The sequence below is a fragment of the Plantibacter sp. ME-Dv--P-095 genome (assembly GCF_030209365.1).
GTDB lineage: Bacteria > Actinomycetota > Actinomycetes > Actinomycetales > Microbacteriaceae > Plantibacter.
The window spans coordinates 241391-265230 of the sequence record NZ_JARVSB010000002.1 but is presented as its reverse complement, the minus strand read 5'-3'; the positions used below and the strand labels follow the sequence as shown (position 1 = coordinate 265230).

21 protein-coding genes are annotated in these 23840 nt (G+C 69.1%); 5 read left to right on the top strand and 16 right to left on the bottom strand.

Features of this window, described 5'->3' with window-relative positions; all coding sequences use genetic code 11:
• Positions 1 to 118 precede the first annotated feature (118 nt).
• From QRN26_RS02385 to QRN26_RS02370, 4 genes are all read right to left on the bottom strand, one after another.
• Positions 119 to 781, bottom strand: coding sequence for a GntR family transcriptional regulator (locus tag QRN26_RS02385; RefSeq protein WP_285035109.1), 663 nt, complete (start codon positions 779 to 781; stop codon positions 119 to 121).
• Between the two features lie 32 nt (positions 782 to 813).
• Complete coding sequence (locus tag QRN26_RS02380; protein WP_285035108.1) at positions 814 to 2235, bottom strand: mechanosensitive ion channel domain-containing protein; 1422 nt, start codon at positions 2233 to 2235, stop codon at positions 814 to 816.
• Entirely contained in the window at positions 2232 to 4469 is a 2238-nt protein-coding gene (locus QRN26_RS02375) for an adenylate/guanylate cyclase domain-containing protein (RefSeq protein ID WP_285035107.1), read from the bottom strand. The genes QRN26_RS02380 and QRN26_RS02375 overlap by 4 nt, the downstream gene beginning before the upstream one ends.
• Positions 4470 to 4678: 209 nt before the next feature.
• Positions 4679 to 6568: an ABC transporter ATP-binding protein gene (locus QRN26_RS02370; protein ID WP_502927361.1), complete on the bottom strand. Its 1890-nt coding sequence runs from the start codon at positions 6566 to 6568 to the stop codon at positions 4679 to 4681.
• 744 nt (positions 6569 to 7312) lie between these two features.
• Between QRN26_RS02370 and QRN26_RS02365 the strand changes: the two genes are divergently transcribed.
• Positions 7313 to 7690 carry an endonuclease domain-containing protein gene (locus QRN26_RS02365; protein WP_350223901.1) on the top strand — a complete coding sequence of 126 codons (378 nt, stop codon included), beginning with the start codon at positions 7313 to 7315 and terminating at the stop codon, positions 7688 to 7690.
• Positions 7691 to 8039: 349 nt separating this feature from the next.
• On the opposite strand, the gene QRN26_RS02360 is transcribed toward QRN26_RS02365, so the two are convergent.
• The 3 genes from QRN26_RS02360 to QRN26_RS02350 form a co-directional block, all read right to left on the bottom strand.
• Positions 8040 to 9014 (bottom strand): carbohydrate ABC transporter permease, encoded by a 975-nt coding sequence (locus QRN26_RS02360; protein ID WP_056014140.1) that lies wholly within the window; start codon positions 9012 to 9014, stop codon positions 8040 to 8042.
• Positions 9011 to 10144 carry a carbohydrate ABC transporter permease gene (locus QRN26_RS02355; protein WP_285035104.1) on the bottom strand — a complete coding sequence of 378 codons (1134 nt, stop codon included), beginning with the start codon at positions 10142 to 10144 and terminating at the stop codon, positions 9011 to 9013. Before QRN26_RS02355 ends, QRN26_RS02360 begins: the two co-directional genes overlap by 4 nt.
• 127 nt (positions 10145 to 10271) lie before the next feature.
• Entirely contained in the window at positions 10272 to 11585 is a 1314-nt protein-coding gene (locus tag QRN26_RS02350) for an ABC transporter substrate-binding protein (protein ID WP_056014135.1), read from the bottom strand.
• Positions 11586 to 11883: 298 nt separating this feature from the next.
• Between QRN26_RS02350 and QRN26_RS02345 the strand changes: the two genes are divergently transcribed.
• A complete protein-coding gene (locus QRN26_RS02345; protein ID WP_056014132.1) occupies positions 11884 to 12933 on the top strand; it encodes a LacI family DNA-binding transcriptional regulator in 1050 nt (349 codons plus the stop codon).
• A 33-nt stretch (positions 12934 to 12966) separates the two neighbouring features.
• Here QRN26_RS02345 and QRN26_RS02340 read toward each other — a convergent pair whose 3' ends face one another.
• The 5 genes from QRN26_RS02340 to rplJ all read right to left on the bottom strand — a co-directional run bounded on the left by QRN26_RS02340 (position 12967) and on the right by rplJ (position 16262).
• Positions 12967 to 14259: an MFS transporter gene (locus QRN26_RS02340; RefSeq protein ID WP_285035103.1), complete on the bottom strand. Its 1293-nt coding sequence runs from the start codon at positions 14257 to 14259 to the stop codon at positions 12967 to 12969.
• Positions 14256 to 14717: a MarR family winged helix-turn-helix transcriptional regulator gene (locus QRN26_RS02335; protein WP_285035102.1), complete on the bottom strand. Its 462-nt coding sequence runs from the start codon at positions 14715 to 14717 to the stop codon at positions 14256 to 14258. The genes QRN26_RS02340 and QRN26_RS02335 overlap by 4 nt, the downstream gene beginning before the upstream one ends.
• A gap of 89 nt (positions 14718 to 14806) precedes the next feature.
• Entirely contained in the window at positions 14807 to 14950 is a 144-nt protein-coding gene (locus tag QRN26_RS02330; RefSeq protein WP_285035101.1) for a hypothetical protein, read from the bottom strand.
• Positions 14951 to 15281: 331 nt separating this feature from the next.
• The gene (rplL, locus tag QRN26_RS02325; RefSeq protein ID WP_056014124.1) at positions 15282 to 15665 is read right to left on the bottom strand and encodes a 50S ribosomal protein L7/L12; all 384 of its coding nucleotides are present in this window, start codon (positions 15663 to 15665) and stop codon (positions 15282 to 15284) included.
• 78 nt (positions 15666 to 15743) lie between these two features.
• The gene (gene rplJ, locus QRN26_RS02320) at positions 15744 to 16262 is read right to left on the bottom strand and encodes a 50S ribosomal protein L10 (protein WP_056014121.1); all 519 of its coding nucleotides are present in this window, start codon (positions 16260 to 16262) and stop codon (positions 15744 to 15746) included.
• Positions 16263 to 16580: 318 nt separating this feature from the next.
• Between rplJ and QRN26_RS02315 the strand changes: the two genes are divergently transcribed.
• Positions 16581 to 17738: an AAA family ATPase gene (locus tag QRN26_RS02315; RefSeq protein ID WP_285035100.1), complete on the top strand. Its 1158-nt coding sequence runs from the start codon at positions 16581 to 16583 to the stop codon at positions 17736 to 17738.
• Between the two features lie 24 nt (positions 17739 to 17762).
• Here the strand turns inward: QRN26_RS02315 and QRN26_RS02310 are convergent, their stop codons facing one another.
• From QRN26_RS02310 to QRN26_RS02295, 4 genes are all read right to left on the bottom strand, one after another.
• A complete protein-coding gene (locus QRN26_RS02310; RefSeq protein WP_056776598.1) occupies positions 17763 to 18173 on the bottom strand; it encodes a DUF5684 domain-containing protein in 411 nt (136 codons plus the stop codon).
• Between the two features lie 101 nt (positions 18174 to 18274).
• On the bottom strand, positions 18275 to 18895 hold the full coding sequence (locus QRN26_RS02305) for a phosphoribosylanthranilate isomerase (RefSeq protein ID WP_285035099.1): 621 nt from the start codon (positions 18893 to 18895) through the stop codon (positions 18275 to 18277).
• Positions 18896 to 18924: 29 nt separating this feature from the next.
• Positions 18925 to 20523, bottom strand: a complete 1599-nt coding sequence (locus QRN26_RS02300) for a sensor histidine kinase (RefSeq protein ID WP_285035098.1) — start codon at positions 20521 to 20523, stop codon at positions 18925 to 18927.
• Positions 20520 to 21272 (bottom strand): response regulator transcription factor, encoded by a 753-nt coding sequence (locus tag QRN26_RS02295; RefSeq protein WP_285035128.1) that lies wholly within the window; start codon positions 21270 to 21272, stop codon positions 20520 to 20522. The genes QRN26_RS02300 and QRN26_RS02295 overlap by 4 nt, the downstream gene beginning before the upstream one ends.
• Positions 21273 to 21514: 242 nt before the next feature.
• Here QRN26_RS02295 and QRN26_RS02290 point away from each other — a divergent pair, with 242 nt between their 5' ends.
• On the top strand, positions 21515 to 23038 hold the full coding sequence (locus tag QRN26_RS02290) for an ABC transporter permease (RefSeq protein ID WP_285035097.1): 1524 nt from the start codon (positions 21515 to 21517) through the stop codon (positions 23036 to 23038).
• 88 nt (positions 23039 to 23126) lie between these two features.
• Positions 23127 to 23807, top strand: a complete 681-nt coding sequence (locus QRN26_RS02285; RefSeq protein ID WP_285035096.1) for an ABC transporter ATP-binding protein — start codon at positions 23127 to 23129, stop codon at positions 23805 to 23807.
• Positions 23808 to 23840 lie beyond the last annotated feature (33 nt).

Here is a 23840-nt window from a genome sequence, read left to right as displayed (position 1 = left end):
TCTCTTCTCGCTCGGGGTGACGACGGGGACACGGTCGGCTGGCGGGAACCGCGTCATCAGCAGACTATTGCCACCCGTCCCGAGCGGCACAGTCCCGCGCGTCGCGCGGGGCCGTCGGTCAGTGGACTTCGAGGTCGTGCAGCGGCACCTGCAGCCGGAAGACGTGTTCCATCGCGAGCTCCGCGCCCACGGCGTCACCGGCGGCGATGGAGGACCGGAGGTGCGGGTATCCGACGCGAAGGTCGGCCCACTCGACCGTCTCGGCGGAGCGGGTGGCCGCGAGCCGATACGCGAGCGCGCCGATCACGTCAGCGGTCGCCGCGACGAGCACCGGGTTCGCGCAGTGCTTCAGGAACCGGTCGACGAGGCCCCAGATGCACCGGCCGTGCGCGTCGGCGTCCTCGGCCTCGACCGTCGCCATCGTGTGCTCGACGAAGGCGATGAGCTCGGCCCGCTGCCCCGCCGTGAGCGTCGGCACGGTGACCCGGACGACCCCGCTCACGAGGGCTCCGAGCGTCTGGAGCACGGCGGTCCGGTCCTCGACCCGTGGCTGCGCGACCCGCGTGTGCCGCTGCGGGGCGGTCTCGACGAGCCCGAGGTGTTCGAGCGCCAGCAGGGCGGCGCGCACGTCCTGCGCCGGCACCCCGAGCCATCCCTGCAACTCCTCCTCGATGAGCAGCTCGCCCGAGGCGAGCGTGCCGTCGAAGATCGCGGCGCGGATTCGGTCCGTCGCGTCGCCGGGTACGGCACCGGTGCCCTGCGGCTGGACGGGGTTCGACATCTGGTTCACGCTCCGGTGGTGACGACGGCTGGCTATCGGCCGATGGTACCGCGGACGATCCCGGCTTCGGCGAGCGCCGCCTGCGCCTGCCGGTGCTTGTGGTCGATCGAGGCGCCGATCTCCTGGGCGAGCCGGGGTCGGGTGCGGACGAGCCGGTCGATGGTGGACAGGGGCATCCTGAGGACGAGCGCGGTCCCGTCGGCGATCGCGGCGGCCATGGCGACCTCCCGGGTCAGGGCCGTCTGGCCGATGACGTCGCCCGTGCCGAGACGCTGGAAGGTGATGAGCCCGTCCTTCGTCGGGACAGCGAGGTGCACGCCACCCTCGATGAGGAAGCGGATGGCGTCCGGGACGGCCCCGGCGGCCTGGACGGTCTCCCCCGGCCCGTACCGCTCGAGGGTGCAGCTCCCGGCGAGCTCGTCCAGGTCCTCCTCGCGTGTGTGGAGGGTGGGGGCGAGGGTGCCGAGCGCCGCACCCAGTCGTTCCGGGGTCGCGATCGGGTCGGTGCCGTCGCCGTCGAGCGCGAGGCCGCGGCGTCTGGCCGCGTACCAGAGCCAGGCGCGGAAGCGGGCGACGGCCTCGTCGGCGGTGGACGGGCCGGACACCGGCAGGGTCACCGTGAACCGTGCTGCGCCGAGGTAGGCGGCGGACACCTCGTCCGACGGTTCGAGCATCGGGAGTGCCGATGCGACCTCCCGGAGCAACCGCAGCACCTCGTCGGGCGGGTCGTCGGTTGCGAAGGTCACCTCGACACTCGCCGTGAACGCGCCGACGGGCTGGCTGAGGTTCGTGAACGAGGCCCCCGCGAGCGAGGAGTTCGGCACGATCTGGATGCCGTTGCCGGTGTCGAGGTGGACCGCGCGCCAGTTCACCTCGACCACCCGGCCACGGACACTGCCCGTGTCGAGCCAGTCACCGAGGCGGAACGGCTGCTCGAACAGGAGGAGCAGCCCGGAGATGACCCCGCCGACGGCGTTCTGGAGGGCGAGGCCGATGACGATCGAGGTGACGCCCAGCGCGGTGACGAGCCCGCCGATGTCGGCTCCCCACACCCAGGAGAACAGGATCGCCAGGCCGATGAGGATGAGGGCCAGTCTGGCGAGGTCGACGAAGATGGACGGGATCCGATCGCGCCAGGATCCCTCCTCGGCGTTCGCGAACAGGGCGACGTTGAACGCTGACAGGATGAGCAGGATCAGCAGGAAGCCGAGGAGCGTCCCGACGATACGCACCCAGGTGATGTCGTCCGCCCGCGCCGTCGCGAACACCACCAGGGCGAAGACCGCGCCGACCGGGACGACGAAGTTGCGCAGGAGGCGGACCGGTTTCGCCGCGGCACTCCCGCGACGGCTGAGCGCCCCGAGCACCTCGGTGAGGACGATCAGCAGCACGGGGACGCCGACCGCGAGCCCGACGGCCCACGGGAACCAAGGTTCCTGCCACACCTCGGTCACGACGTCGGCCCTGCGACGACCCGCCAGACGGCCTGCGGACCCTCGCGCGTCTCGACCGTGCCGGCGGCCTCGAACGTCACGGTGTCCTGCAGGCGGTCCCTGACGCGCTGACTGACGAAGATGCCCGCCGTCCCGGCCACGGACTGCACCCGGTTGGCGAGACTCACCGCGTCGCCCCACATGTCGTAGGCGAGACTCGTCCGACCGACGAGCCCGCTCGTCACCACGCCGGCGTCGACGCCGACCCGCAGGGTCAGGTTCGCCTGGTGCTGCGCGTTGAACCGCTCGACGATCGTGCGCATCTCCAGCGCGAAGTCGAGGGTGCGCCGGACGTTGTCGACGCGCGGGACGATCAATCCGCAGCTCGCCAGGTACCCCTCCCGCAAGGTCCGCACCTGCTCGATACCGAGGCGTTCGGCGGCTTCGTCGAAGCTGCGGACGAGGCCGTTCAGGAGGGAGAGCTCCCGTTCGGAGTCGAGCCCCCTCGTGAGGTCGTCGAACCCGACGAGGTCGGCGAAGATGACCGACACGTCCTGGTGGACCTCGGAGATGGTCTCCTCCCCCTCCTTGTACCGCTTCGCGACGGTCGCGGGCATCAGGGTCAACAGCAGCCGCTCGTTCTCCGCACGCTGCTCGTCGATGAGCTCCTGCTTCACCCGGAGGCTCCGGCTCATGTCGTTGAAGGCCGCACCCAGGTCGCCGAATTCGTCACGCCTCGTGTTCGGCACCTCGACGCTGTAGTCACCGCCGGCCACGCGCCGGACCGCACCGACGAGCGATCGCACCGGGCGGGCGAACACCTGGGCGAGCAGGAGCGAGAGGAGCGACACGACGACGATGATCGCGAGCACCGAGATGATGAGGTTGCGGGTGAAGTCGGTGACCGGGGCGAAGGCCTCGGCGGAGTCGATCCGGGCGACGAGCACCCACTGGAGCCCGTCGATGTCGACCGGTGTGTAGGCGGTGAGGTTCTCCTCGCCGAGGTAGCCGCGCCCGATCGTCGTGCCCGTCTCACCCGCGAGCGCCCGCTCGACGGACACGGTCCGGGTCGGTTGGATCTGGATGGTCCCCGCGACGGCGACCGCACGGGCTGCCGTCTCAGGCGGTGTCCCGGCGGCGATCGCTGTGCGTTCGTAGGCTTCCGGGTCCTCGATCAGCAGGCGTGAGGTCGAGCGCATGAGCTGGTCGGGGCCGGCGAGGTAGGTCTCGCCGGTCTGCCCCAGGCCGTCCTGCTCCCACTCGCCGGACCCGGTCATGATGTCGTTGATCGCCCCGATCGGGACCTGCAGCGCCATCACCCCGTCGATCCGCCCGTTCTCGCCGACCGGGGAGAAGATCCACTGCGTCGGCACATTGAGCGACGGCTGGTACCGCTCGAAGTCAGTGATGCCGACGTAGTCGATCGCGTTCGACCGGAGCGCAGCGGTGAAGCCGTCCTCGAGGACGCCGCCACGGTAGGGCCCGGTGAGCACGTTCGTGCCGAGGTCCGGCCCCTTGTACGCGCTGTAGACGACGTCGCCCTCGTCGTCGATGAGCAGCGCGTCCTCGTACCCGAAGCGGTCGATGATCTCGCGGAAGTAGTCGTGGTATCGGGCGTGGACGGCCGACCAGGCGCTGCCGTCGCCCGCGTCGTCGACGGTGATGGCGGTGTCGTAGTCGAGGTCCTCAGGCGTGTAGACCGACTGCAGGTAGGTCTCGGCCGGATTCGTCGGGATGAACGCCGACGGGTCGGCTTCGTCCCCGGTTCGCTCGGCGAGCTCCGGTGCGAAGGTGTCCTCGTAGAACGACGTCACCGTGGCTGTGCGCGCCGGGTCCTCAGGCTGCTCCTCCAGTTCGTGGAAGGCGTCGTGGAAGCCGTTCATGGCGTCCACCACCGTGGTGCCACGGGTGTAGACGACGAGCGAGTCGCGCGTCTGCTCGTAGTAGTTGGTGATCTCGCGGGCGCGGGACTCCCGTACCTCGGTGAGCCGCTCGAACGACGCCTGCCGGAGCGAGTCGCTGCCGGACAGGTAGCCGACGATCCCGGTGACGACCGATGCGCCGACGCTGACGAGCAACAGCATGACGAGCAGCTTCGACTGGATGCTGAAGCCCGGGCGACCGAACCGACCACGACCGAGTCCACGGCTGCGGGCCGCGGAGGACGGCACCGGCGGGATCGGCGGCCCCGGCGGGTCGGTCGGCGCGGTGGCGTCGGGCGAGGATCCGGATGGTGCGTCCACAGCTGCGGTCATCGACGAGTCCCCTACTCGATCCGGCGGTGCGCGGTCGGACCCCCTCCTTCGGGGGTCACGATGGCGCTCACTCTAGCCACCCGCGACCCGGGCCCACAATGGCTGGACCACGGTTGTCCGAGAACCGCACGATGGCGGCCAGCGCGCGTCCGAACGGTCCGGCGCGGCGGGCGCTCGGTGTCCGTGCCGTGCGTCGCGTGACGCCCGGATCAGGCGGTGACGGCCTGCTGCGCGTAAAGGGTCGCGTACACGCCACCGGCCGCGAGAAGCTCCAGGTGCGTGCCCTGCTCGACGATGCGCCCGCGGTCGAGGACGAAGATGACGTCGGCGTGCACGATCGTCGACAGGCGGTGGGCGATCGAGACCGTCGTGCGTCCGCGGGTCGCGTCGTCGAGGGCGATCTGCACCACCCGCTCCGAGATCGTGTCGAGGGCGCTCGTCGCCTCGTCGAGGATGAGCACCTCGGGATCCTTCAGCAGCACGCGCGCGATGGCGATGCGCTGCTTCTCCCCGCCCGACAGGCGATATCCGCGTTCACCGACGAGCGTGTCGTAGCCGTCTTCGAAGCGCATGATCGCCTCGTGGATGTTCGCCGCCCGGCAGGCCGCCTCGAGCTCCTCGGCGGTCGCGTCGGGCTTCGCGTACCGGAGGTTCTCCGCGATCGTCGCGTGGAAGAGGTAGGTCTCCTGGCTGACGATCCCGATGCGTGACACGAGCGACGCTTGGGTGACGTCGCGGACGTCGGCCCCGGCGACGGTGACCCGGCCGCCGGAGACCTCCTGGAAGCGCGGGATCAGGTAGGAGATGGTGGTCTTCCCGGCACCCGACGGCCCGACGAACGCCGCGAACTGTCCGGGTTCGATCGTGAACGAGACGCCGTCGAGCGTCGGGGTGGAGTCGTCCTGTGCGTCCGCGTACCGGAAGGTGACGTCGTCGAAGCGGATCGCGGGGGCGGTGTCCGGAAGCGGCGCGGCCCCTGGGCGGTCGGCGATCGACGGTTTGAGGTCGAGGTACTCGAAGATGCGCGCGAACAGGGCGCCGGAGGTCTGCAGGTCGAGGGCGACGCGCATGACGCCCATGAGCGGGAACAGGAGGCGCGCCTGGATCGTCGTGAACGCGACGATGGAGCCCGCGGTGACGTCGGTCACGCCCCCGGTGATGAGGTAGCCGGCGACGAGGTAGACGATCGCCGGGATCGACGACAGGAAGATGTTGACCATCGCGAAGAACCACTGGCCGCTCATCGCCTGGCTCACCTGGAGGCGGATCTGGGTGCGGTTCTCGGCGCTGTAGCGTTCGACCTCGGTGTCCTGGCGGTTGAAACTCTTCGCGAGCAGGACCCCGGAGACGCTCAGCGCCTCCTGGGTGATCGCCGTCATCTCCGACAGGGACTCCTGCGTCTTCGTCGCGATGCGCGCACGCACCTGGCCGACCCGACGCTGGGCGACCACGAGGATCGGCATGAGGATGAGCGCCACGATCGTCAGCTGCCAGTTGAGGATGAGCATGGCGACGAGGGCGGAGATGACGGTGACGGTGTTGCCGAGCACACTCGACACCGTGTTGGTGAGGACGTTCGCGACGCCACCGACGTCGTTCTGCAGCCGCGACTGGATGATGCCCGTCTTCGTGCGGGTGAAGAAGCTCAGCTCCATCGCCTGGAGTTGCGAGAACAGTTTGATGCGCAGGGCGCCCATGACGCTGTTGCCGACGGTGGCGGTGAGGTAGGTCTGCCAGACGCCGAGGAGGGCCGCGATGATGAACAGCGCGATCATGACCCCGACGATCTCCGCGAGGGCGACGAGGTTCGGCGCGCCGCCGTCGGTGGGGAACAGCCCGACGTCGAACGCCTGCTTCACGAGGAGCGGCGGCAGCACCGCGAGGGCGGCGCCGACGACGACGAGCACCATCGTGAGGATGATCTTCGCGCGGAACGGGATGAACAGGGCGACGATGCGCTTCCCGAGGTCGGGGATCCTCGGAGCCTCCGCGTTGAGCGCCTTCTGCGCCTCGGTGTCGCCGCCGCTCACGCGGCTGCCGGCGCGGGGCCCGCCACCCCCGGGGGCACCACCGCGTGGTCCGCCCCGTCCCCCGTGCATGCTCATCCCGCCACCTTATCCCCGCCCACCGACCTCCCCGCCCCCGGTCCTCGCCCGCCGGTTCACAACTCAGGAGCGACCCGGCGTTTCGCCTCCGTTTGTGTGCCCGCTGACCGACGCGCCGCGCACGATCCTGAATTGTGGACCGACACGAGGGCGCTCCACAGCCGGTCGATCTGCCCCGATCGATACGCCGACACGAGGACGCTGGCCGCCTCCGGAGGTGAGACGACGACGCTGAGGTGATGATCGAACTCGCGAGCGCAGTCGAGCGCCTGGGACAGGTGGTGACTCGGCGTGAACTGATCGACCACGGTTTCACGGGACGACAACTGACCTTCGCAGTGGCGACCGGCCTGCTCATTCGTCCGCGCCGAGGCTGGTACGCGGCTCCCGACGCAGATCCCGCCTTGGTCCGCGCCGTCCGGGTGGGTGGCCGCCTGGGCTGCGTCTCCGCCGCGGAGCGTCATGGCTGGGCCGTCGCAAGGAGGGGCGAGCTGCATGTGAGCCTTCCGGAGAACGCCTCACGACTCCGCCACCCCGACGATCGGACGACGTACCCCAGTGCCGAGGAGTTCCGAGACCTGCAAGGTCTCGTCCTGCACTGGCACTCGCCCCTCTCCAGACATGACCGCCCGAAGCTCCTGACCTCGCCGTACGAGACCACCCTGCAGATCGCGGCCTGCCAGCACCCGGACATCGCCGTGGCCGCGTTCGACTCCTTCATCAACGTCGATCCGCGCGGTGCAGCACATCTCGAGGACTGGTTGCGGGAGCTCCCCCGCCGCTTCTTCGACGCCCTCCCCCCGACGAGAGAGCGGCTGCCACAGCTTCCTCGAGACCATCGGTCGGATCCGCCTCGAGCGCGTGGGCATCCGCGGAGTACATCAAGTACCCATCGCAGGAGTTGGGCGGGTCGACCTCGTCCTGGGAGGGCGGGTCGTGATCGAGTGGGACGGACGCGAGTTTCACGACACACCCGATGCCCACGAGCAGGACCGGTGGCGGGACGCGATGCTCGCGATCCGCGGGTACCGCGTCCTCCGCTTCACCTACCGGATGGTCATGGACGACTGGTACGCCGTCGAAGGCGCCGTTCGTTCGGCTCTCGCCGAGTCGTGAACTTCTCCGGCCGTTCGATGCGCCGCTGCAGGTGTCAGACGGTCCGCAACTCAGGAGCTTCACCGCGTGTTGCGACCACCATCCGTTCAAACGGGCGGGGCACGCCGCACCTTGCCTGAATCGTGAACACTGCCGCCGAACTCCCCCACCCACGTCTCTGTTCACAACTCAGGACGGACCCGGCGCGTCGACCGTCGTAACCCGGCGACAGACCCGACACGCGGACATCGTCCTGAATTGTGAACCACAGAGCGGCCCGCAGACGCACGGACGCCCCGGGAGCGTGAGCTCCCGGGGCATCGGCACACCGACGACGCTGTCGATCGGAGGATCGAACCGCGGCGTCGGGTCAGCCCTTCGTCGAACCGGCGAGGAGCCCGCGGACGAAGTAGCGCTGCAGGGCGAAGAACACCACGAGCGGCACGAGGATCGAGATGAACGCACCGGCCGTGAGGAGGTGCCACTCGTTCCCTCGGGTACCCGTGATCTCGGCGAGCAGCTTCGTGATCGGCGCGACCTCACCGTCCGCGAAGATGAGGGCGACCAGGAGGTCGTTCCACACCCACAGGAACTGGAAGATCGCGAAGGACGCGATGGCCGGCATCGTCAGCGGGAGCACGATCCGGAAGAAGATCTGGCCGTGACCGGCACCGTCCACCCGGGCCGCCTCGATGACCTCGCCGGGGATCTCCGCGACGAAGTTGTGCAGCAGGAAGATCGCCAGCGGCAGCGCGAACATGGTGTGCGCGATCCACACCTGCGCGAACGTGCCGCTCGCGTCCAGACCCTCACCGACCTGCAGACCGAAGACGTTCAGCCCACGGGAGAACGTCGACAGCAGCGGCACGAGGGCCATCTGGATCGGCACGACCTGCAGGGCGAACACCATGATGAACAGGAAGTTCTTGCCACGGAAGTCGATCCACGCGAACGCGTACGCCGCGAGGCTCGCGATCACGAGCGGGAGGAGCGTCGCCGGGATGGCGATGGCGATCGAGTTGACCCACGACCCCGCCAGGTTCAGCGTCGAGTTACCCGCCTGGAGCACCTGCACGTAGTTGTCGATGGTGACCTGGAAGTCGGCGAAGATCGTCCACCAACCGGTGGTCTTCACCTGCTGCTCCGGCCGGAACGAGGAGACGAAGAGTCCGAACGTCGGGATCGTCCAGAGGACCGCGATCACGACCGCGGCGATGGTCGCGCCACGGCTCGTGAGGCGCTTCTTCGTCCGGCGGCTCGCGGCCTCGATGCCGCGCTCACCCTGCTCGAGCTGCTTCTTGGTGGAGTCGTCGATCGGTAGTTCGATCGGCTGCACAGCACTCATCGGATCTCCCTCTGCTTCTTGATCTGCCGCGCGTTGTAGATGACGATCGGCAGCACGAGGATGAACAGGATCACGGCGAACGCCGCACTCCGGCCGTTCTCGAAGTTCTTGAACTGGGTGTACATCTCATTCGCGATGACCGAGGTGCCGTTGTTGCCGGCGGTCATGGTGCGGACGATGTCGAAGACCTTCAGCGACGCGATCGAGATCGTCGTCACGACGACGACCAGCGAGGAGCGGATACCGGGGACGATGACGTTGGTGAAGCGCTGCCAACCGTTGGTGCCGTCGAGCTCGGCGGCTTCGATCTGCTCGGTCGGGACGCCCTTGATCGCGGCGGACAGGACGACCATCGCGAATCCGGTCTGCACCCAGATGAGCACGACGATGAGGAACAGCGTGTTCCACGGCTCGTTCTGCAACCACTGCACCGGGGTGCCGCCGAACCAGACGACGATCTGGTTGAGCAGACCGATCTGGGTGGCGTCGGCCTCACGGTAGGCGTAGATGAAGCGCCAGATGATGGACGCTCCGACGAAGGAGATCGCCATCGGCATGAAGACGAGGATCTTGAAGTACTTCTCGCCGCGGGACTTGTCGATGAACACCGCGTACGCGAGGCCGAAGGCCGTCGACAGCGCGGGGACGAGGAGCACCCAGATGATCGTGTTGACGACGGTCCGGATGGCGCTCGGCTGGGTGAACAGCCAGATGAAGTTGTTCAAGCCGACGAAGTTCTTGCCCGAGGCCGACATGAACGCGGCGACGGTGGTGTTGATCGTCGGGAGGATGAGGCCGATGAGGAGCAGCAGGAACGCGGGTGCGAGGAAGCCGACGAGCTGCACGAGGTAGCCGACGCCCTTCTTCGACCGGTAGTCGAGCAGGAAGAGCACCCCACCGAGGACGGCGGCGACGGCCGCGGCCCAGAGGAAGGAGCCGAAGAACAGGACGACGATGACGGGCACCAGGACGCAGAACGCCAGGCGGATGACCGTGTAGAGCGTGCCCTTGCGCGGAGCGATGTCCACGAAGAAGAGGAGGAGGGCGACCACCGCGGCGAAGGCGATGACGACGATCGGGATCTGGGCGAGCGGTGGGAGTCCGCCCAACCAGTTGAGGAAACCTGACATAGCTAGCCTTTCGAGTACGGCGTTGGACCCTGAGTGAACCCTAGGGGGATCCACTGCCGAGGCGGAAGCGTCGGAGGGTGATCACCCTCCGACGCTTCCGCTCATGAGCAGCAGTTCCGGTTGTCGACTACTCGGCGGACGGCCAACCGGCTTCGATGTCCTTGAGCACCTGGTCGGTCTCGTCGCCGTTGATCCAGTTCACGAGGCCCTTCCAGAAGGTTCCGGCGCCGACGGCACCGGGCATCAGGTCGGAGGCGTCGAAGCGGAACGTGGTCTTCTCGTCCTGCAGGATCTCGATCGCCTGGCTGAGGATCGGCGTGGAGGCGTTGGCCGGGTCGAGGCCGTTGTTGGCGGAGATGACACCGCCGAGCTTCACACGGCTGTTCGCCCACTCGGCGCTCGACAGGTACTCCTGGACCTTGACGGTGCTCTCGTCGTCGCTGAACGCGCCGACGATCTCGCCACCACCGGTGACGGCGGTCTCGCCCTCTTCGATGCCGGGGGTCACGAAGGCCCACACGTCACCGTCGGGAGCGACGGTCGCGCCGGCGTCCTCGAGGAAGCCGGAGAAGAACGACGCCTGGTGGTGCAGCGCGCAAGCGCCGGACGCGAGTGCCGGGGCGACGTCGCCGAACTCCGTGGAGTTGATCGAGGTCACGTCACCGAAGCTGGCGTTGACGTATTCCGGGTTCTTGAGGATCTCGCCGGCCGAGTCGAAGGCTTCCTTGATCTTCGGGTCGGTGAACTTGACCTTGTTGGCCACCCAGTCGTCGTAGACGTCCGGGCCCTGCTGACGCAGGACGAGGTCTTCGATCCAGTCCGTGCCGGGCCAGCCCGACGCGTCGCCGGAGCCGAAACCGGCGCACCAGGGAGCCGCACCGGTCTTCTCCTGGATGGTCTTCGTCACGGCGAGCAGCTCGTCCCAGGTCTTCGGGACCTCGACGCCCCACTCGGCGAACTTCGACGGCTGGTACCAGATGAGACCCTTGACGCTCGCCATGAGCGGAGCGCCGTACAGGGTGTCGTTGACGGTGCCGTAGCGGGCCCAGTCCTTCGACCAGTACTTCTCGACGTTGGCGGTGACGCCCTCGGGCGCGGGCTTCAGGTAGTCGCGCTTGGCGAGGTCGGCCAGGAGGCCGGGCTGCGGGAAGATCGCGAGGTCGGGCGGGTTGCCGCCCTGCGCGCGGATACCGATCTGCGACTCGAACTCCTTGGAGGACTCGTACTTGATCGTGATGCCGCTCTCCTTCTCGAAGTCGGCCCAGCTCTGCTCGAGCAGCTCCGCCTCGGTGTCGGCGATCGTGCCGTAGATGGTGACGGTCTTGTCGTCGTCGCCACCGCCACTGCTGCCGGATCCGCCTGAACAGGCGGTGAGCGCGACGCCCGCGACGGCTAGGACGGCCAGCGGCAGGGCCGTCCGGCGGGTCCGAATGAAACTCATCTGTGTCCTCCTCATTGAGTGCTGCAGGTTCGAACGACTCCAGGGTCGAGCCGTTCCGATGATGCACTGGTGCGGAATCGTTCCGGATGCGGAACCGTTTCCATGCGTCAAAGTACTTCACCGCGGACCAGGATGCAAGCACGAGAACATAACGAAATAGACAGTGAGAGCGCTCCCACCGAAATCACGCGGATTTGCGCCGGAATCGTGGCCGAGCCGTTATGGATCCGTTCCATGCCCGTGTTCCAGGTCCGTTCCAGATTCGCTATGGTGGTGCTACCCAACGGAGGGAGTCGGCATGAGTGGTGCCATCAGCGATGTCGCGGCCCTCGCCGGCGTTTCGAAAGCGACGGCCTCGCGAGCGCTCACCGGACGCGGATACGTGTCGACCGAGACGCGCGAACGCGTCGTCCAGGCGGCGGCCACGATCGGCTACGTCGCGTCACCGATCGCCGCGAGCCTGTCCACCGGACGCACCCTGGCGATCGGTGTCCTCACCTCGTTCCTCAACCGCTGGTACTTCGGCGAGGTGCTCGAGGGGGCCGAGAGCGCACTGCGCGCCAGGGGCTACGACCTGACCCTGCACCACCTGCCGCCGGACGCCGCGGACCGCGACCGCATCTTCGACTCGTACCTCACGAACAAGCGCTTCGACGGCATGATCTCGATCGGCATCGAGGCCTCGCAGGACGAGATCGCCCGCCTGCTCGCGAACCCGAGGCCGCTGGTCTCGATCGGCGGGAACATCCGGGGAGCGCACTCGATCAACATCGACGACCAGGCGATCGGGCGGGAGGCGACGGAGCACCTCATCACGCTCGGGCACACCCGCATCGCGCACATCACCGGTCACGACGCCGAGCTGCAGACGGACACCGTCCACGGCCGACGGCTCGCGGGCTATCTGGCGGCGATGGAGGAGGCAGGCCTCGCCTCCACCGTGCACGTCCTGCCGGCGGTCCACTCGCTGCCCGGCGGCTACGAGGCCGCGGCCCAGCTGCTCCGCGACGCCCGGATCCGGCCGACGGCGGTCTTCGCGTCGACCGACGAGGTGGCGATCGGCATCATCATCGCCGCCAGACGCCTCGGGATCACCGTTCCGGCGGAGCTCTCGGTGATCGGCATCGACGGGCACTCCTACGCGGAGATGTTCGCGCTGACGACCTTCGAGCAGGAACCCAGGGCGCAGGGTCGTCGCGCCGTCGAGATCCTGCTCCAGGACCTCGAGGAGGGCCGTCGTCCCCAGGACCCCGACGGCGAGGCCGGTGGCGACGCGGTCACCGAGGTGCAGTGGCCGACGCGGCTGATGATCAGGCAGACCACGACGCGGCCCGAAGGGGCGGAGTGACGCTTCGACGTCCCTTCGAGCCGGCCGGAGCGGTCAGCTCGCGTCGGCTGCCGTGATCGCGATGGCCTCGTCGATGTCGCTCTCCACGGGCCCGTCGACCCGGGCGAGGTGCTTGCGGCCGATGACGACGATGAGCAGGGCGATCACGATCGACCCGGCGGCCACGTAGTACGGCGCGGCCGGCGAGACGAGCTTCGCGATCTCCGCGGCGGCCGGCGGGGCGATCGCTCCCCCGAGGAACCGCACGGACGAGTAGGCGGAGGACGCCACGTTGCTCGGCAGGTCCGTCGCCTCCATCACGGCCTCGGTGAGGACGGTGTTCATCACGCCGAGCAGGAGCCCGCCGACGACGATGCAGACGATGAGACCGGCCGTCGACTCGACGAGGAGGCCGCCGACCACGAGGTCGAGTGCCAGCAGCGGCAGCACCAGCTTGATGACCGAGGTCCGGCGCATCCGGGCGGTGAGCAACGGCGCCACGAAGACGCTCGTGATCGCGAGCGCGACGCCCCATCCGAAGAAGGTGAACCCGAGTCCCATCGCGTCGAGCCCGAGCGGGAACGGCGAGTACGCCAGGAGGGTGAAGAAGCCGATGTTGTAGAAGAGCGCTGCCGCGGCGAGGATGCCGAGCGACGGGATCGCCAGGGCACGGAACGGCGCGGACAGTTTCAGCGGCGTCGGCTTCGGCCCCTCCGTCTTCAGCAGGACCACGATCGCGATGAACCCGACGGCCATGAGGGTCGCGGTGCCGAAGAACGGCCACTTCCACCCGATCCCGCCGAGGAGGCCGCCGAGGAGCGGGCCGATGGCGATGCCGAGCCCGAGCGCCGCCTCGTAGAGGATGATCGCGTTCGCACGACCACCGCTGGCCGCACCGACGATGGTCGCCAGCGCGGTCGAGATGAACAGGGCGTTGCCGAGTCCCCAGCCGGCACGGAAGCCGATGACGGCGCCGACGGAGTCCGACAGCCCGGCGAGCAGGGCGAACACCACGACGAGCGCGAGGCCGATCAGCAGGGTGCGCTTGGCGCCGATCCGGCTCGAGAGCCAGCTCGTGAAGAGCATCGCGACACCGGTGACCAGCAGGTAGCTCGTGAAGAGCATCTCGGCCTGTGTCGGGGTCGCCTGCAGGTCTTCGGCGATGGCGGGGAGGATCGGGTCGACGAGGCCGATGCCCATGAACGCGATGACGCTCGCGAAGGCGACGGCCCAGACGGCCTTCGGCTGGTGGAGGATCCCGGCGAGCCCTCCGCCGTGGCCGTGTCCACCGACGGCGTTCGAGGTGGCGATCGGGGTCACGGGGTGTGCAGCGGTGTCCCGGCTCATGCGGTCAGCTCCGAGGCGACCTCGACAGCCACGCGTTCCTGGATGATCTCGACCGTTCGCGCGATGGCGGCGAGGTCGTCGTCGCCCAGGTCCGTGAAGGCCGGCTCCAGGGCGTCGGTGAGTTCGTCGCGCCAGGCGAGCAGGGCCGCGGTCCCATTGGGGGCGATGGCGATGAGCCAGGCCCGGTGGTCGTCGACGTCGGCGATGCGCTTGATCCAGTCGCGTTCGTCGAGGCTCTGGACGAGCTTCGTCATGGTGGGCTGCGAGACGCGGCTCTGTCGGGCCAGTTCGCCGACCCGGACCGGCCCGACCGTGGTGAGCACGGAGAGCGTGCGCCAGACGGCTGGAGATTCGGAGGATCCGGTGGCCTGGGCGGCAAGGCGGGTGAGCCGGTGCGATGCCGTGATGAGGTCGCCGAGGATCGTGTGCAGGGGGGAATGCGTGGTGTTCTCGGTCATGATGTGACCAGTATACATAGCTCAGCTATGCATCTACCACCGGTCGGTCCCCGACGCGGGTTCACGTCGGGGACCGGCTCGTCGTCGGGTCAGCGCATCCAGGTGGTGAAGGACACGGTGACCCGGGGATCCGGAGGACGGGCGTCGGCGGCCCGCTCCGGTCGGTCGGGCACGGATGCGAGCCGCACCCGGATCCAGGTGGTGATGGCACGCCAGCGTGCACGGGTGTTCATGGTGATGGGTTCTCCCGATTCGGGCACCGCATCGAGCACCACACTCACGGGGAGTGGGGACGACGACGCGGATGCCTGCGTGAACCGTCGACGAACGTCGTCGACGGGTGCAGAGCATCCGCGCGTGCGTGCGGAGAGCGGTACGACGAATCGCGGGCCCTCCGGTTAACGGACGGAGGGCATCGCTCCCGAACGGATCGGGGGCGATGCCCTCCGATCACGGATGTCTCTGCTGAGTGCGTGCAGCACTCGTCAGGAAGATCCGCGATCGTCAGCGGCGACCGACCGGAGTCGGGCGCCAGCCCAGTGGTTGTCCCCCGTAGGGGACCGACTACTTGAGCGTGACGGTGGCGCCGGCAGCCTCGAGGGCTTCCTTCGCCTTGTCAGCGGCTTCCTTGTTGGCGCCTTCGAGGACGGCAGCCGGAGCGCCGTCGACGAGAGCCTTGGCCTCGCCGAGGCCGAGCGAGGTGAGCTCGCGGACCGTCTTGATGACCTGGATCTTCTTGTCGCCAGCAGCCTCGAGGATGACGTCGAAGTCGGTCTTCTCTTCGACCTCTTCAACAGCAGCGCCTGCAGCAGCCGGGCCGGCGACGGCGACGGGAGCAGCAGCGGTGACCTCGAAGGTCTCCTCGAACAGCTTGACGAACTCGCTGAGCTCGATGAGCGTGAGCTCCTTGAAGGCGTTGATCAGTTCTTCGTTTGACAGCTTTGCCATGATTGTTCTCCTTGTTTCATGCCCTGCAACCGCTTCACGCGGCGTACAGGTACGGGGTTGATTGTTCGCGGAACCGAATTACTCGGCCGCGGACTCCTGCTTCTCGCGCAGCGCCTCGACCGTGCGAACGGCCTTCGAGAGCGGTGCGTTGAAGAGGTAGGCAGCTCCGAACAGCGAGGCCTTGACGGCGCCGGCAAGCTTGGCCAGCAGCACTTCACGGGACTCGAGGTCGGCGAGCTTGCCGACTTCTTCAGCGGTCAGCGGGTTACCGTCGAAGTAACCGCCCTTGACCACGAGGAGAGGGTTTGCCTTGGCGAAGTCACGAAGAGCCTTCGCGACGGTGACCGGGTCACCGTGCACGAATGCGATCGCGGACGGACCGGCGAGCTCGTCGTCAAACGACGAGATGCCGGCGTTGTTCGCCGCGATCTTGGTCAGCGTGTTCTTCACCACGGCGTAGGTTGCGTCCGCACTGATGCTCTTGCGCAGGGTCTTGAGCTGAGCAACAGTGAGGCCGCGGTACTCGGTCAGCAGAACGGCGGTCGAGCTCTGGAACTTCTCCGTGAGTTCGGCAACCGAGGCTTCCTTGTTCGCCATGGCCACTCCTTTTCGAATCTTGTATGCGTGCAGCGGAGGCCGCACGCATCAACCGCCGGGCCGGCGAAGGGTTCGGGCATGAAAAAAGCTCCGGCGCAAGCGCACGGAGCTGGGGAGAGGCGAGCCTCGATCAGATCTTCATACACCTGCGCTGGACGTCTCGTCATGAGAACCTTCGACTGTCTCGTTTGCACGCGACAGTGACCGGCGGTCTTTGGTTTCCACCACCGTAGCACACGCAGAAGCACGGCTGAGACGGTCGGAGCACGGCAGACCGCCCCACCGGACGATGTCCCAGGTGGCCGACATCATGGAGTCATGCTCCAGACACTCGCCATCGCCGGCTACCGGTCCATCCGCGACACGGTGCTGCCCCTGCACGGTCTCGACGTGGTGACCGGCTCGAACGGCTCCGGGAAGTCCAACCTCTACCGCGCGCTCCGACTCCTCGCGAGTGCGGGCGACGGCGACGTGGTCGGGTCCCTCGCCCGGGACGGCGGGCTCTCCTCGACCCTCTGGGCGGGACCCGAGCACGTGCAGCACGCCGCGGTCGACGGCGGGACGCCGATCCGTGGGACGAGACGCTCGGGTCCGGTCAGCCTCCTCCTCGGTTTCGCGACGGACACCCTCGGCTACCTCGTCGACCTCGGCATCCCGCAGCCCTCCTGCACGCTGTTCGGTCGCGACCCCGAGATCAAACGGGAGCAGATCTTCGCCGGCGCGCTGGCCAAGCCGAGCAGCCTGCTCGTCGACCGACAGGGGCCATCGGTCCGCGTCCGTGACGGGTCCTGGCGGCCGGCCGGCCGGGCGCTCGGGGTGTCGGAGAGCATCCTCACGGAGTTCTCCGACGCCGATGCGACGCCCGAGGTCCTGCGCATCCGGAGCCAGGTCCGCGGCTGGCGGTTCTACGACCAGTTCCGGACCGACCGCGACGCCCCGGCCCGGGTCCCGCAGGTCGGCACCCGCACCCCGGTGCTCGGGCACGACGGATCGGACCTCGCGGCCGCCGTGCAGACGATCATCGAGTCCGGTGGTGCCGACCGACTCGACGCCGCCGTCGACGAGGCCTTCCCCGGCAGTCGACTCCGGGTGCGCGCCGACGACGCGGTGTTCCGCCTGGAGTTCGAGCAGCCCGGCATGCTCCGGCCCCTGTCGGCCGGCGAACTGTCCGACGGGACCCTCCGCTACCTGCTGCTCGTCGCAGCGCTCCTCACGCCGCGCCCACCCGAGCTCATGGTGCTGAACGAGCCGGAGACCAGCCTGCACGGCGAGCTCCTGCCGCACCTCGCCCGGCTCATCACCGCGGCGAGCGCCGACACCCAGCTCATCGTCGTCTCCCACGCCCGCCCGCTCATCGACGCGATGCTCGACGCCGGCGACGTGCACGAGCACCGCTTGGTGAAGCAGCTCGGCGAGACCCTGGTCGCGGACCAGGGCCTGTTGTCGACGCCGCCGTGGGCCTGGCCGTCCCGGTGACGCCTTCGTGCCCGCCGAAGGCGTCTAGGAGCGGTCGGCCTGCTTGCCGAGGAAGCGGTCCGAGCCGTAGCTGAGGATGAAGAATCCGATCAGCTGGAAGAGGATGAGTCCGAAGACGCGGAACACGGTGCTCTTGTCGAACTGCTTGCCGATGTGCCATCCGACGACCCAGCCGAAGACGATGTTCACGAGCGGGATGAAGTACAGGATCGTGGCGGCACCCGTGAAGCCGGCGAGCTTCACGACGACGTACCAGTTGTAGATCGGGATGAGCGCGGTCCAGCCCGCGCGACCGGACTTCTCGAACATGCCCCACACGGATGCGACGAAGAGCACGTAGCCGATGATGCCGCCGAAGACGTTGGCGGGGGCGTTCATGAACTCGATCGCGGCACGACCGTTGTCGTCCGCGGCGAGCAGGATGGTGTCGATCACGGTGGTGGCGCTCCTCGTCGTCGTCGCGGTCGACCGACCGCCTCATCCGACGAATGTAGCGTGCTGGTCACATCCCGGACCAGCGGGTGCGCCTCAGGCGCTCAGACCGCCCGGGCGGTACGGGCGGCGTGCACGAACGACCGGATGAGCTCGGGGGACTTCACCCCGCGCGACGACTCGACCCCACTCGAGACGTCGACCCCCCACGGGCGGAGTTCCGCGACGAGACCGGCGACGTTCTCCGGGGTCAGACCGCCGGCGAGGATCCAGGTGCGGGTCGGCGGATTCGCCGTGAGGGCGATCGTGTCGAAGGTCTTGCCGGCGCCCGGGTCGGGTGCGTCGAGGAGGAGAAGTTCCTCCGCGAAGGCGGCGCGCTCTGCGGCGTTCTGGGACGCGTAGCGCACGGCCGAGGTCGCCCGGAGGGTCCGCCACCCCATCGCCTGCAGCTCGTGGAACGCCTCGGGCGGTTCGTCGCCGTGGAGCTGGACCGCCTGCACCCCGGCCTCACCCGCGATGCGCGAGACCTCCTCGACCGACTGCCGCCTAAACACCCCGACGGTGAGCACGTGCTCGGGGACGTCGGCCACCAGCGAGGCGACGATCTCCGGCTCGACGGTGCGGGGCGATCCGGGCGCGAAGACGAACCCGATCGCATCGGCCCCCGCTTCGACCGCCGCCGCGACGCTCGACGGTTCCGACAGCCCGCACACCTTCACCCACATGGGGACCACGCTACCCGGCCGCACGCGCATCACTCCCCCGCTCGGACAGGCCCAGCCGGAGCCGCAGCAGCCGGCAGTTCGACGCGGAACACCGTCCGTCCGGGGACACTCTCGACCGAGACCGAACCGTGGTGTGCGGTCACGACGGCGTGCACGATCGCCAGCCCGAGGCCGGTGCTCCCGGTGGCCCGTGACCGCGAGTCGTCGCCGCGCACGAAGCGTTCGAACAGGTTGGGTTGGAGGGCCTGGTCGATCCCCGGCCCGTCGTCCGCGACGGTCAGGACCGCGAGCTCGCCGCCGGGGCCGCTCTCGATCGCGAGCCCCGTCCGCACGGTCGTCCCGGCCGGGGTGTGCGTCCGCGCGTTCGCCAGCAGGTTGACGATCACCTGCTGCAGGCGCGACGCGTCCCCCGTGACCAGCACGGGCTCCTCCGGGAAGTCGAGTTCGAAGACGTGCCCGGGACCGGCGACGTGGGCGTCGCCGACCGTGTGGATGACGAGTTCGGTGAGGTCGACGGGGCGCTTGGCGAGCTCCCGTCCCTCGTCCAGACGCGCCAGCAGCAGCAGGTCCTCGACGATCGTCGTCATGCGTCCGGCCTCGGAGCGGATGCGGCCGAGCGAGTGCGTCACGTCATCGGGGAGCGTGTCGGACCTCCGGGCGGCCAGCTCCGAGTAGCCGGCGATGGACGCGAGCGGCGTCCGCAGTTCGTGGCTCGCATCGGAGACGAACCGGCGGACCTTGTTCTCGCTCGCCTGCCGTGCGTTGAGCGCGGAGGAGACGTGGCCGAGCATGCGGTTGATCGCCGAACCCACGCGGCCGACCTCGGTCCGCGGGTCGGTGTCGGAATCCGGCACCCGGACGGCCAGCGCGACCTCTCCACGGTCGAGCGGGAGTTCCGCCACGACGGCGGCCGTGGCGACGACCCGGTCGAGCGGGCGGAGCGAGTACCGGACGATCGCGAACGCAGCGAGGCCGGCGAGGAGGAGGACCACGACGCTCATGATCGCGATGAGCGTCACGAGCTGCATGACCGTCGACGTGACCTCGGAGAGCGGCAGCCCGATGACCCTCGTCGCGCCGCTCGCGTCGGTGACGGCGACGACCCGGTATTCGCCGAGGTAGGTACCGAGGTCGATGGTTGACGGGCGGCCACCGGCGGAGACCGTCAGGATCATCGCATCCTGGCTCTCCGTGCACGGGACGGTACTGCCGTCGGCGTTGAGGTAGCCGGCGTTCACGATCGTGCCGTCGACGACGATCGCTCCGAGCGCCCCGGGCCCGAGCCCCGGGGCGCCGATGAAGGCCGGAGGTTCGCGGGTTCCGCCGCCCCCGCCGCCGTACCCGCCGGGCAGCTCCGAGTCCGGCACCGCGTCGGGGGTGGACAGCTGACCGTTCCGGCCGTAGTCGACGATCCGCTCGGCGGCCTTCGTGAGCTGGTTGTCGACGCCCTCGGTGAGGAGGCCACTCACCGCCACGGCGCTCGCGACGCCGACGACGACGCTGCCGAGCGCGAGCAGCCCGACGACGACGACCATCAGGCGTCGACGCAGGGTCCAGGGCGCGCGCTTCGGGTGGACGGAGCCGGCGGTCGTCGCTGCCGGGTCGGCGGCTGGGGCGCCCGTGGTCACGAACCGACCGTCGGGATCTTCAACATGTAGCCGGCACCGCGCACGGTGTGGATCATGGGCTCACGTCCGGCGTCGATCTTCTTCCGGAGGTAGGAGATGTAGATCTCGACGACGCTCGCCCGACCGCCGAAGTCGTAGCTCCACACCCGGTCGAGGATCTGCGCCTTGCTGAGGACCCGACGCGGGTTGCGCATGAGGAAGCGCAGCAGCTCGAACTCGGTCGCCGTGAGCTCGATGGACTCCCCGTCCCTCGTCACCTCGTGGCTGTCCTCGTTCAACACGAGGTCGCCGACGATGATGTCCGGGCCGGTTTCGTCCGCCGCGAGGAGCGTCGATCGGCGGATGAGGCCGCGGAGTCTGGCGACGACCTCCTCGAGGCTGAAGGGCTTCGTGACGTAGTCGTCTCCCCCGGCGGTGAGGCCGGCGATGCGGTCGTCGAGCGAGTCCTTGGCGGTGAGGAACAGCACGGGCACGTCGCTTCCCGAGGTGCGCAGGCGGTTGAGCACCTGGAGCCCGTCGAGGTCCGGCAGCATGATGTCGAGCACGACGGCGTCCGGTCGGAAGTCGCGGGCGATCGTCAGCGCCTCCCGACCGTCGGCGGCGGTCCGGATCTCCCAGCCCTCGTACCGGAGGGCCATCTGCAGGAGGTCCGTGAGGGTCGCCTCGTCATCGACGACGAGCACTCGCACGGCGGTGCCATCGGCCCGCTTGAGTGCGCTTCGCGCCGCACCGGACGCCTGGGTCTGCATGTTCACGCGTTCAGTATTGGCCCCGACCCTATGAGCTGTCCATGAACCGGCCAGACGGATGCTGAGCCTCCTGGGAGCCGACGGAGCGCCCGTCGAGGGCCTGGGCCGATTCATAGCGTCGCCGAGGCGCAGGCCAAGTGAGCCTCCGTAGCGTCCGGTCCGAGTCATCCGCGACGTGCGGATCGTCGGCGCCGCGCAACGGGATGCCGACACGTGGACCAGGAGCAGAAGGAAACGCAGACATGTTCGGAACGTATCTCCGGCGGGAACTCGTCGGTCGTCGCAAACAGACCGTCATCATCGCCATCGGGATGGCGCTCGCCATCGCCCTCGTGATCATCGTCAACTCCGTCGCCGCCGGCGTGAAGACGGCTCAGGCGTCCGTGCTGGAATCCGTCTACGGGGTCGGAACGGACATCACGGTCAGTCAGGCCGCCGAGGCGCCGACGGAGGGCGGCGGCCCAGGCCAGACCTTCGACTTCGGTTCGGGCGACGGGGCGACGAGCGACGGGACGACGACCGTCGACCAGTCTCGGCTCGAGGCGGCGCGTGGCACGTCGACCTTCGATGCGACGGCGCTCGACACGATCACCGACGTCGCGAACGTCGAGGCCGCGGCAGCGACGCTGTCGCTCACGAACACGACCTTCACGGGCGAGCTGCCCGACGTCTCCCAGGCGCAGGGCTCCGACGGGACGGCAGGCGTGCCCGGCGGTGACGCGACCGGCGCGACCCCGCCACAGGGCGGTCCGGACGGCGCGGGCGGCAGTTCCTTCGGTATCGACTCCTTCACGGTCCTCGGACTCGACCCCTCGGGCGACGCCGTCGGTCCGCTCTCGGCCGTCACGCTCAGCGACGGTCGCTCGCTCGCAGCCGACGACGCCGGCACGGACGTCGCCGTCCTCGACGCCGCCTACGCCACCGAGACGGGGATCGCCACCGGCGACACGATCGACCTCGCGGGCACCACGTTCACGGTGGTCGGCACGGTGACCGCCTCCGGAGCCGACGCCACGACCGCGTCGAACGTCTACATCCCCCTCGACGTCGCGCAGACGCTCGCCGGGCTCGACGGCCAGGTCAGCGACGTGTACGTGCAGGCCGCCTCGTCGACCGACATCGCGCAGGTCCAGACGGACATCGAGACGGCACTGCCCGACGCGACCGTGAGCACCCAGGAGGACCTCGCGTCCACCGTGTCCGGCTCGCTCGCCTCGGCATCGACGCTCGTGTCGAACCTCGGCACCTGGCTGTCGCTCATCGTGCTCGCCGCCGCGTTCCTCATCGCGATCCTGTTCACGATCTCGGGCGTCACCCGCCGGACCCGCGAGTTCGGCACGCTCAAGGCGATCGGCTGGAGCAACCGGCGCATCGTCGGCCAGGTCGCCGGCGAGTCCGTCGTGCAGTCGCTCATCGGCGGCGCCGTCGGTGTCGCGGTCGGCCTCGTCGGCATCCTCGTCGTGAACCTCGTCGCCCCGACACTCAGCGCGGCCGCGACGACCTCCGCCGGCGGCGGGTTCGGCGGCCCCGGCGGCGCTGCGGGTATGCCGTCGGACGCGACGGCGGGAGCGGCCGGTGGATTCGGCGGCGCCCCGGGCGCGGCGACCGCGACCACCACCGACATCGTCCTCCAGGCTCCCGTGACCGCCTGGATCATCGTCATCGCCGTCGGGATCGCCATCCTCGGCGGGCTGCTCGCCGGTGCCATCGGCGGGTGGCGCGCCGCACGACTCCGTCCGGCCGAGGCGCTCCGCTCCGTCGCCTAGGCGACGCACCGGCCGCCGTCGGCGGTCCGCTCCGCGCGACCATCCGGCGGTCCCACGCAGCACTCCACCCAGCAGAACGAAGGACCCCATGTACACGATCACCGGCCTCACCAAGCAGTACCGCCAGGCGAAGCGCTCCGTCACGGCGCTCGACGGCGTCGACCTCGAGATCCCCGACGGCCAGCTCGTCGCCATCCAAGGCCCGACCGGCGGCGGCAAGTCGACGCTCCTCCAGATGCTCGGCGCGCTGGACCGACCGACCGCCGGCGGCATCTCCCTCGCCGGCGACGACCTCTCGACGCTCAGCGAGACGAAGCTCGGGAGGATCCGCGCCACGGAGATCGGCTTCGTGTTCCAGGGGTTCAACCTCATCCCCACGCTGACGGCGCAGGAGAACGTCGAGATGGCCCTGGTCCCGATCGGCACCCCGCGGGCCGAACGTGAGACGAGGGCCAGAGCGGCGCTCGCGTCCGTCGGACTCGCGGAGCGGGGTTCGCACCTGCCCACCGAACTGTCGGGCGGGCAGCAACAGCGGGTCGCGATCGCCCGTGCGCTCGTCAAGGAACCCCGAGTGCTGCTCGCCGACGAACCCACCGGCAACCTCGACGAGGAGACCCGCGACGAGATCATGGACCTCCTCGAGGGCCTGTGGCGCGACCGCGGGCTCACCGTCGTCATCGTCACGCACGACTCGGCCGTCGCGAAGCGCGCCGAGCGGCGCCTGCACATCGCGAACGGGAAGCTCAAAGACGTCACGACTCGGCGCTGACCGATCGGCCGGCTCGGGGAGCGGACTCCCTCC

Excerpts from the sequence above, each read along its gene's own strand:
- QRN26_RS02295 (WP_285035128.1), bottom strand. The coding sequence starts at position 21,272 with ATGCAGACCCAGGCGTCCGGTGCGGCGCGAAGCGCACTCAAGCGGGCC.
- QRN26_RS02290 (WP_285035097.1), top strand. The coding sequence starts at position 21,515 with ATGTTCGGAACGTATCTCCGGCGGGAACTCGTCGGTCGTCGCAAACAG.
- QRN26_RS02335 (WP_285035102.1), bottom strand. The coding sequence starts at position 14,717 with ATGACCGAGAACACCACGCATTCCCCCCTGCACACGATCCTCGGCGAC.
- rplL (WP_056014124.1), bottom strand. The coding sequence starts at position 15,665 with ATGGCAAAGCTGTCAAACGAAGAACTGATCAACGCCTTCAAGGAGCTC.
- QRN26_RS02340 (WP_285035103.1), bottom strand. The coding sequence starts at position 14,259 with ATGAGCCGGGACACCGCTGCACACCCCGTGACCCCGATCGCCACCTCG.
- QRN26_RS02375 (WP_285035107.1), bottom strand. The coding sequence starts at position 4,469 with ATGACCGCAGCTGTGGACGCACCATCCGGATCCTCGCCCGACGCCACC.
- QRN26_RS02355 (WP_285035104.1), bottom strand. The coding sequence starts at position 10,144 with ATGTCAGGTTTCCTCAACTGGTTGGGCGGACTCCCACCGCTCGCCCAG.
- QRN26_RS02315 (WP_285035100.1), top strand. The coding sequence starts at position 16,581 with ATGCTCCAGACACTCGCCATCGCCGGCTACCGGTCCATCCGCGACACG.
- QRN26_RS02360 (WP_056014140.1), bottom strand. The coding sequence starts at position 9,014 with ATGAGTGCTGTGCAGCCGATCGAACTACCGATCGACGACTCCACCAAG.
- QRN26_RS02370 (WP_502927361.1), bottom strand. The coding sequence starts at position 6,568 with ATGCACGGGGGACGGGGCGGACCACGCGGTGGTGCCCCCGGGGGTGGC.
- QRN26_RS02345 (WP_056014132.1), top strand. The coding sequence starts at position 11,884 with ATGAGTGGTGCCATCAGCGATGTCGCGGCCCTCGCCGGCGTTTCGAAA.
- QRN26_RS02305 (WP_285035099.1), bottom strand. The coding sequence starts at position 18,895 with ATGTGGGTGAAGGTGTGCGGGCTGTCGGAACCGTCGAGCGTCGCGGCG.
- QRN26_RS02385 (WP_285035109.1), bottom strand. The coding sequence starts at position 781 with ATGTCGAACCCCGTCCAGCCGCAGGGCACCGGTGCCGTACCCGGCGAC.
- rplJ (WP_056014121.1), bottom strand. The coding sequence starts at position 16,262 with ATGGCGAACAAGGAAGCCTCGGTTGCCGAACTCACGGAGAAGTTCCAG.
- QRN26_RS02285 (WP_285035096.1), top strand. The coding sequence starts at position 23,127 with ATGTACACGATCACCGGCCTCACCAAGCAGTACCGCCAGGCGAAGCGC.
- QRN26_RS02350 (WP_056014135.1), bottom strand. The coding sequence starts at position 11,585 with ATGAGTTTCATTCGGACCCGCCGGACGGCCCTGCCGCTGGCCGTCCTA.
- QRN26_RS02330 (WP_285035101.1), bottom strand. The coding sequence starts at position 14,950 with ATGAACACCCGTGCACGCTGGCGTGCCATCACCACCTGGATCCGGGTG.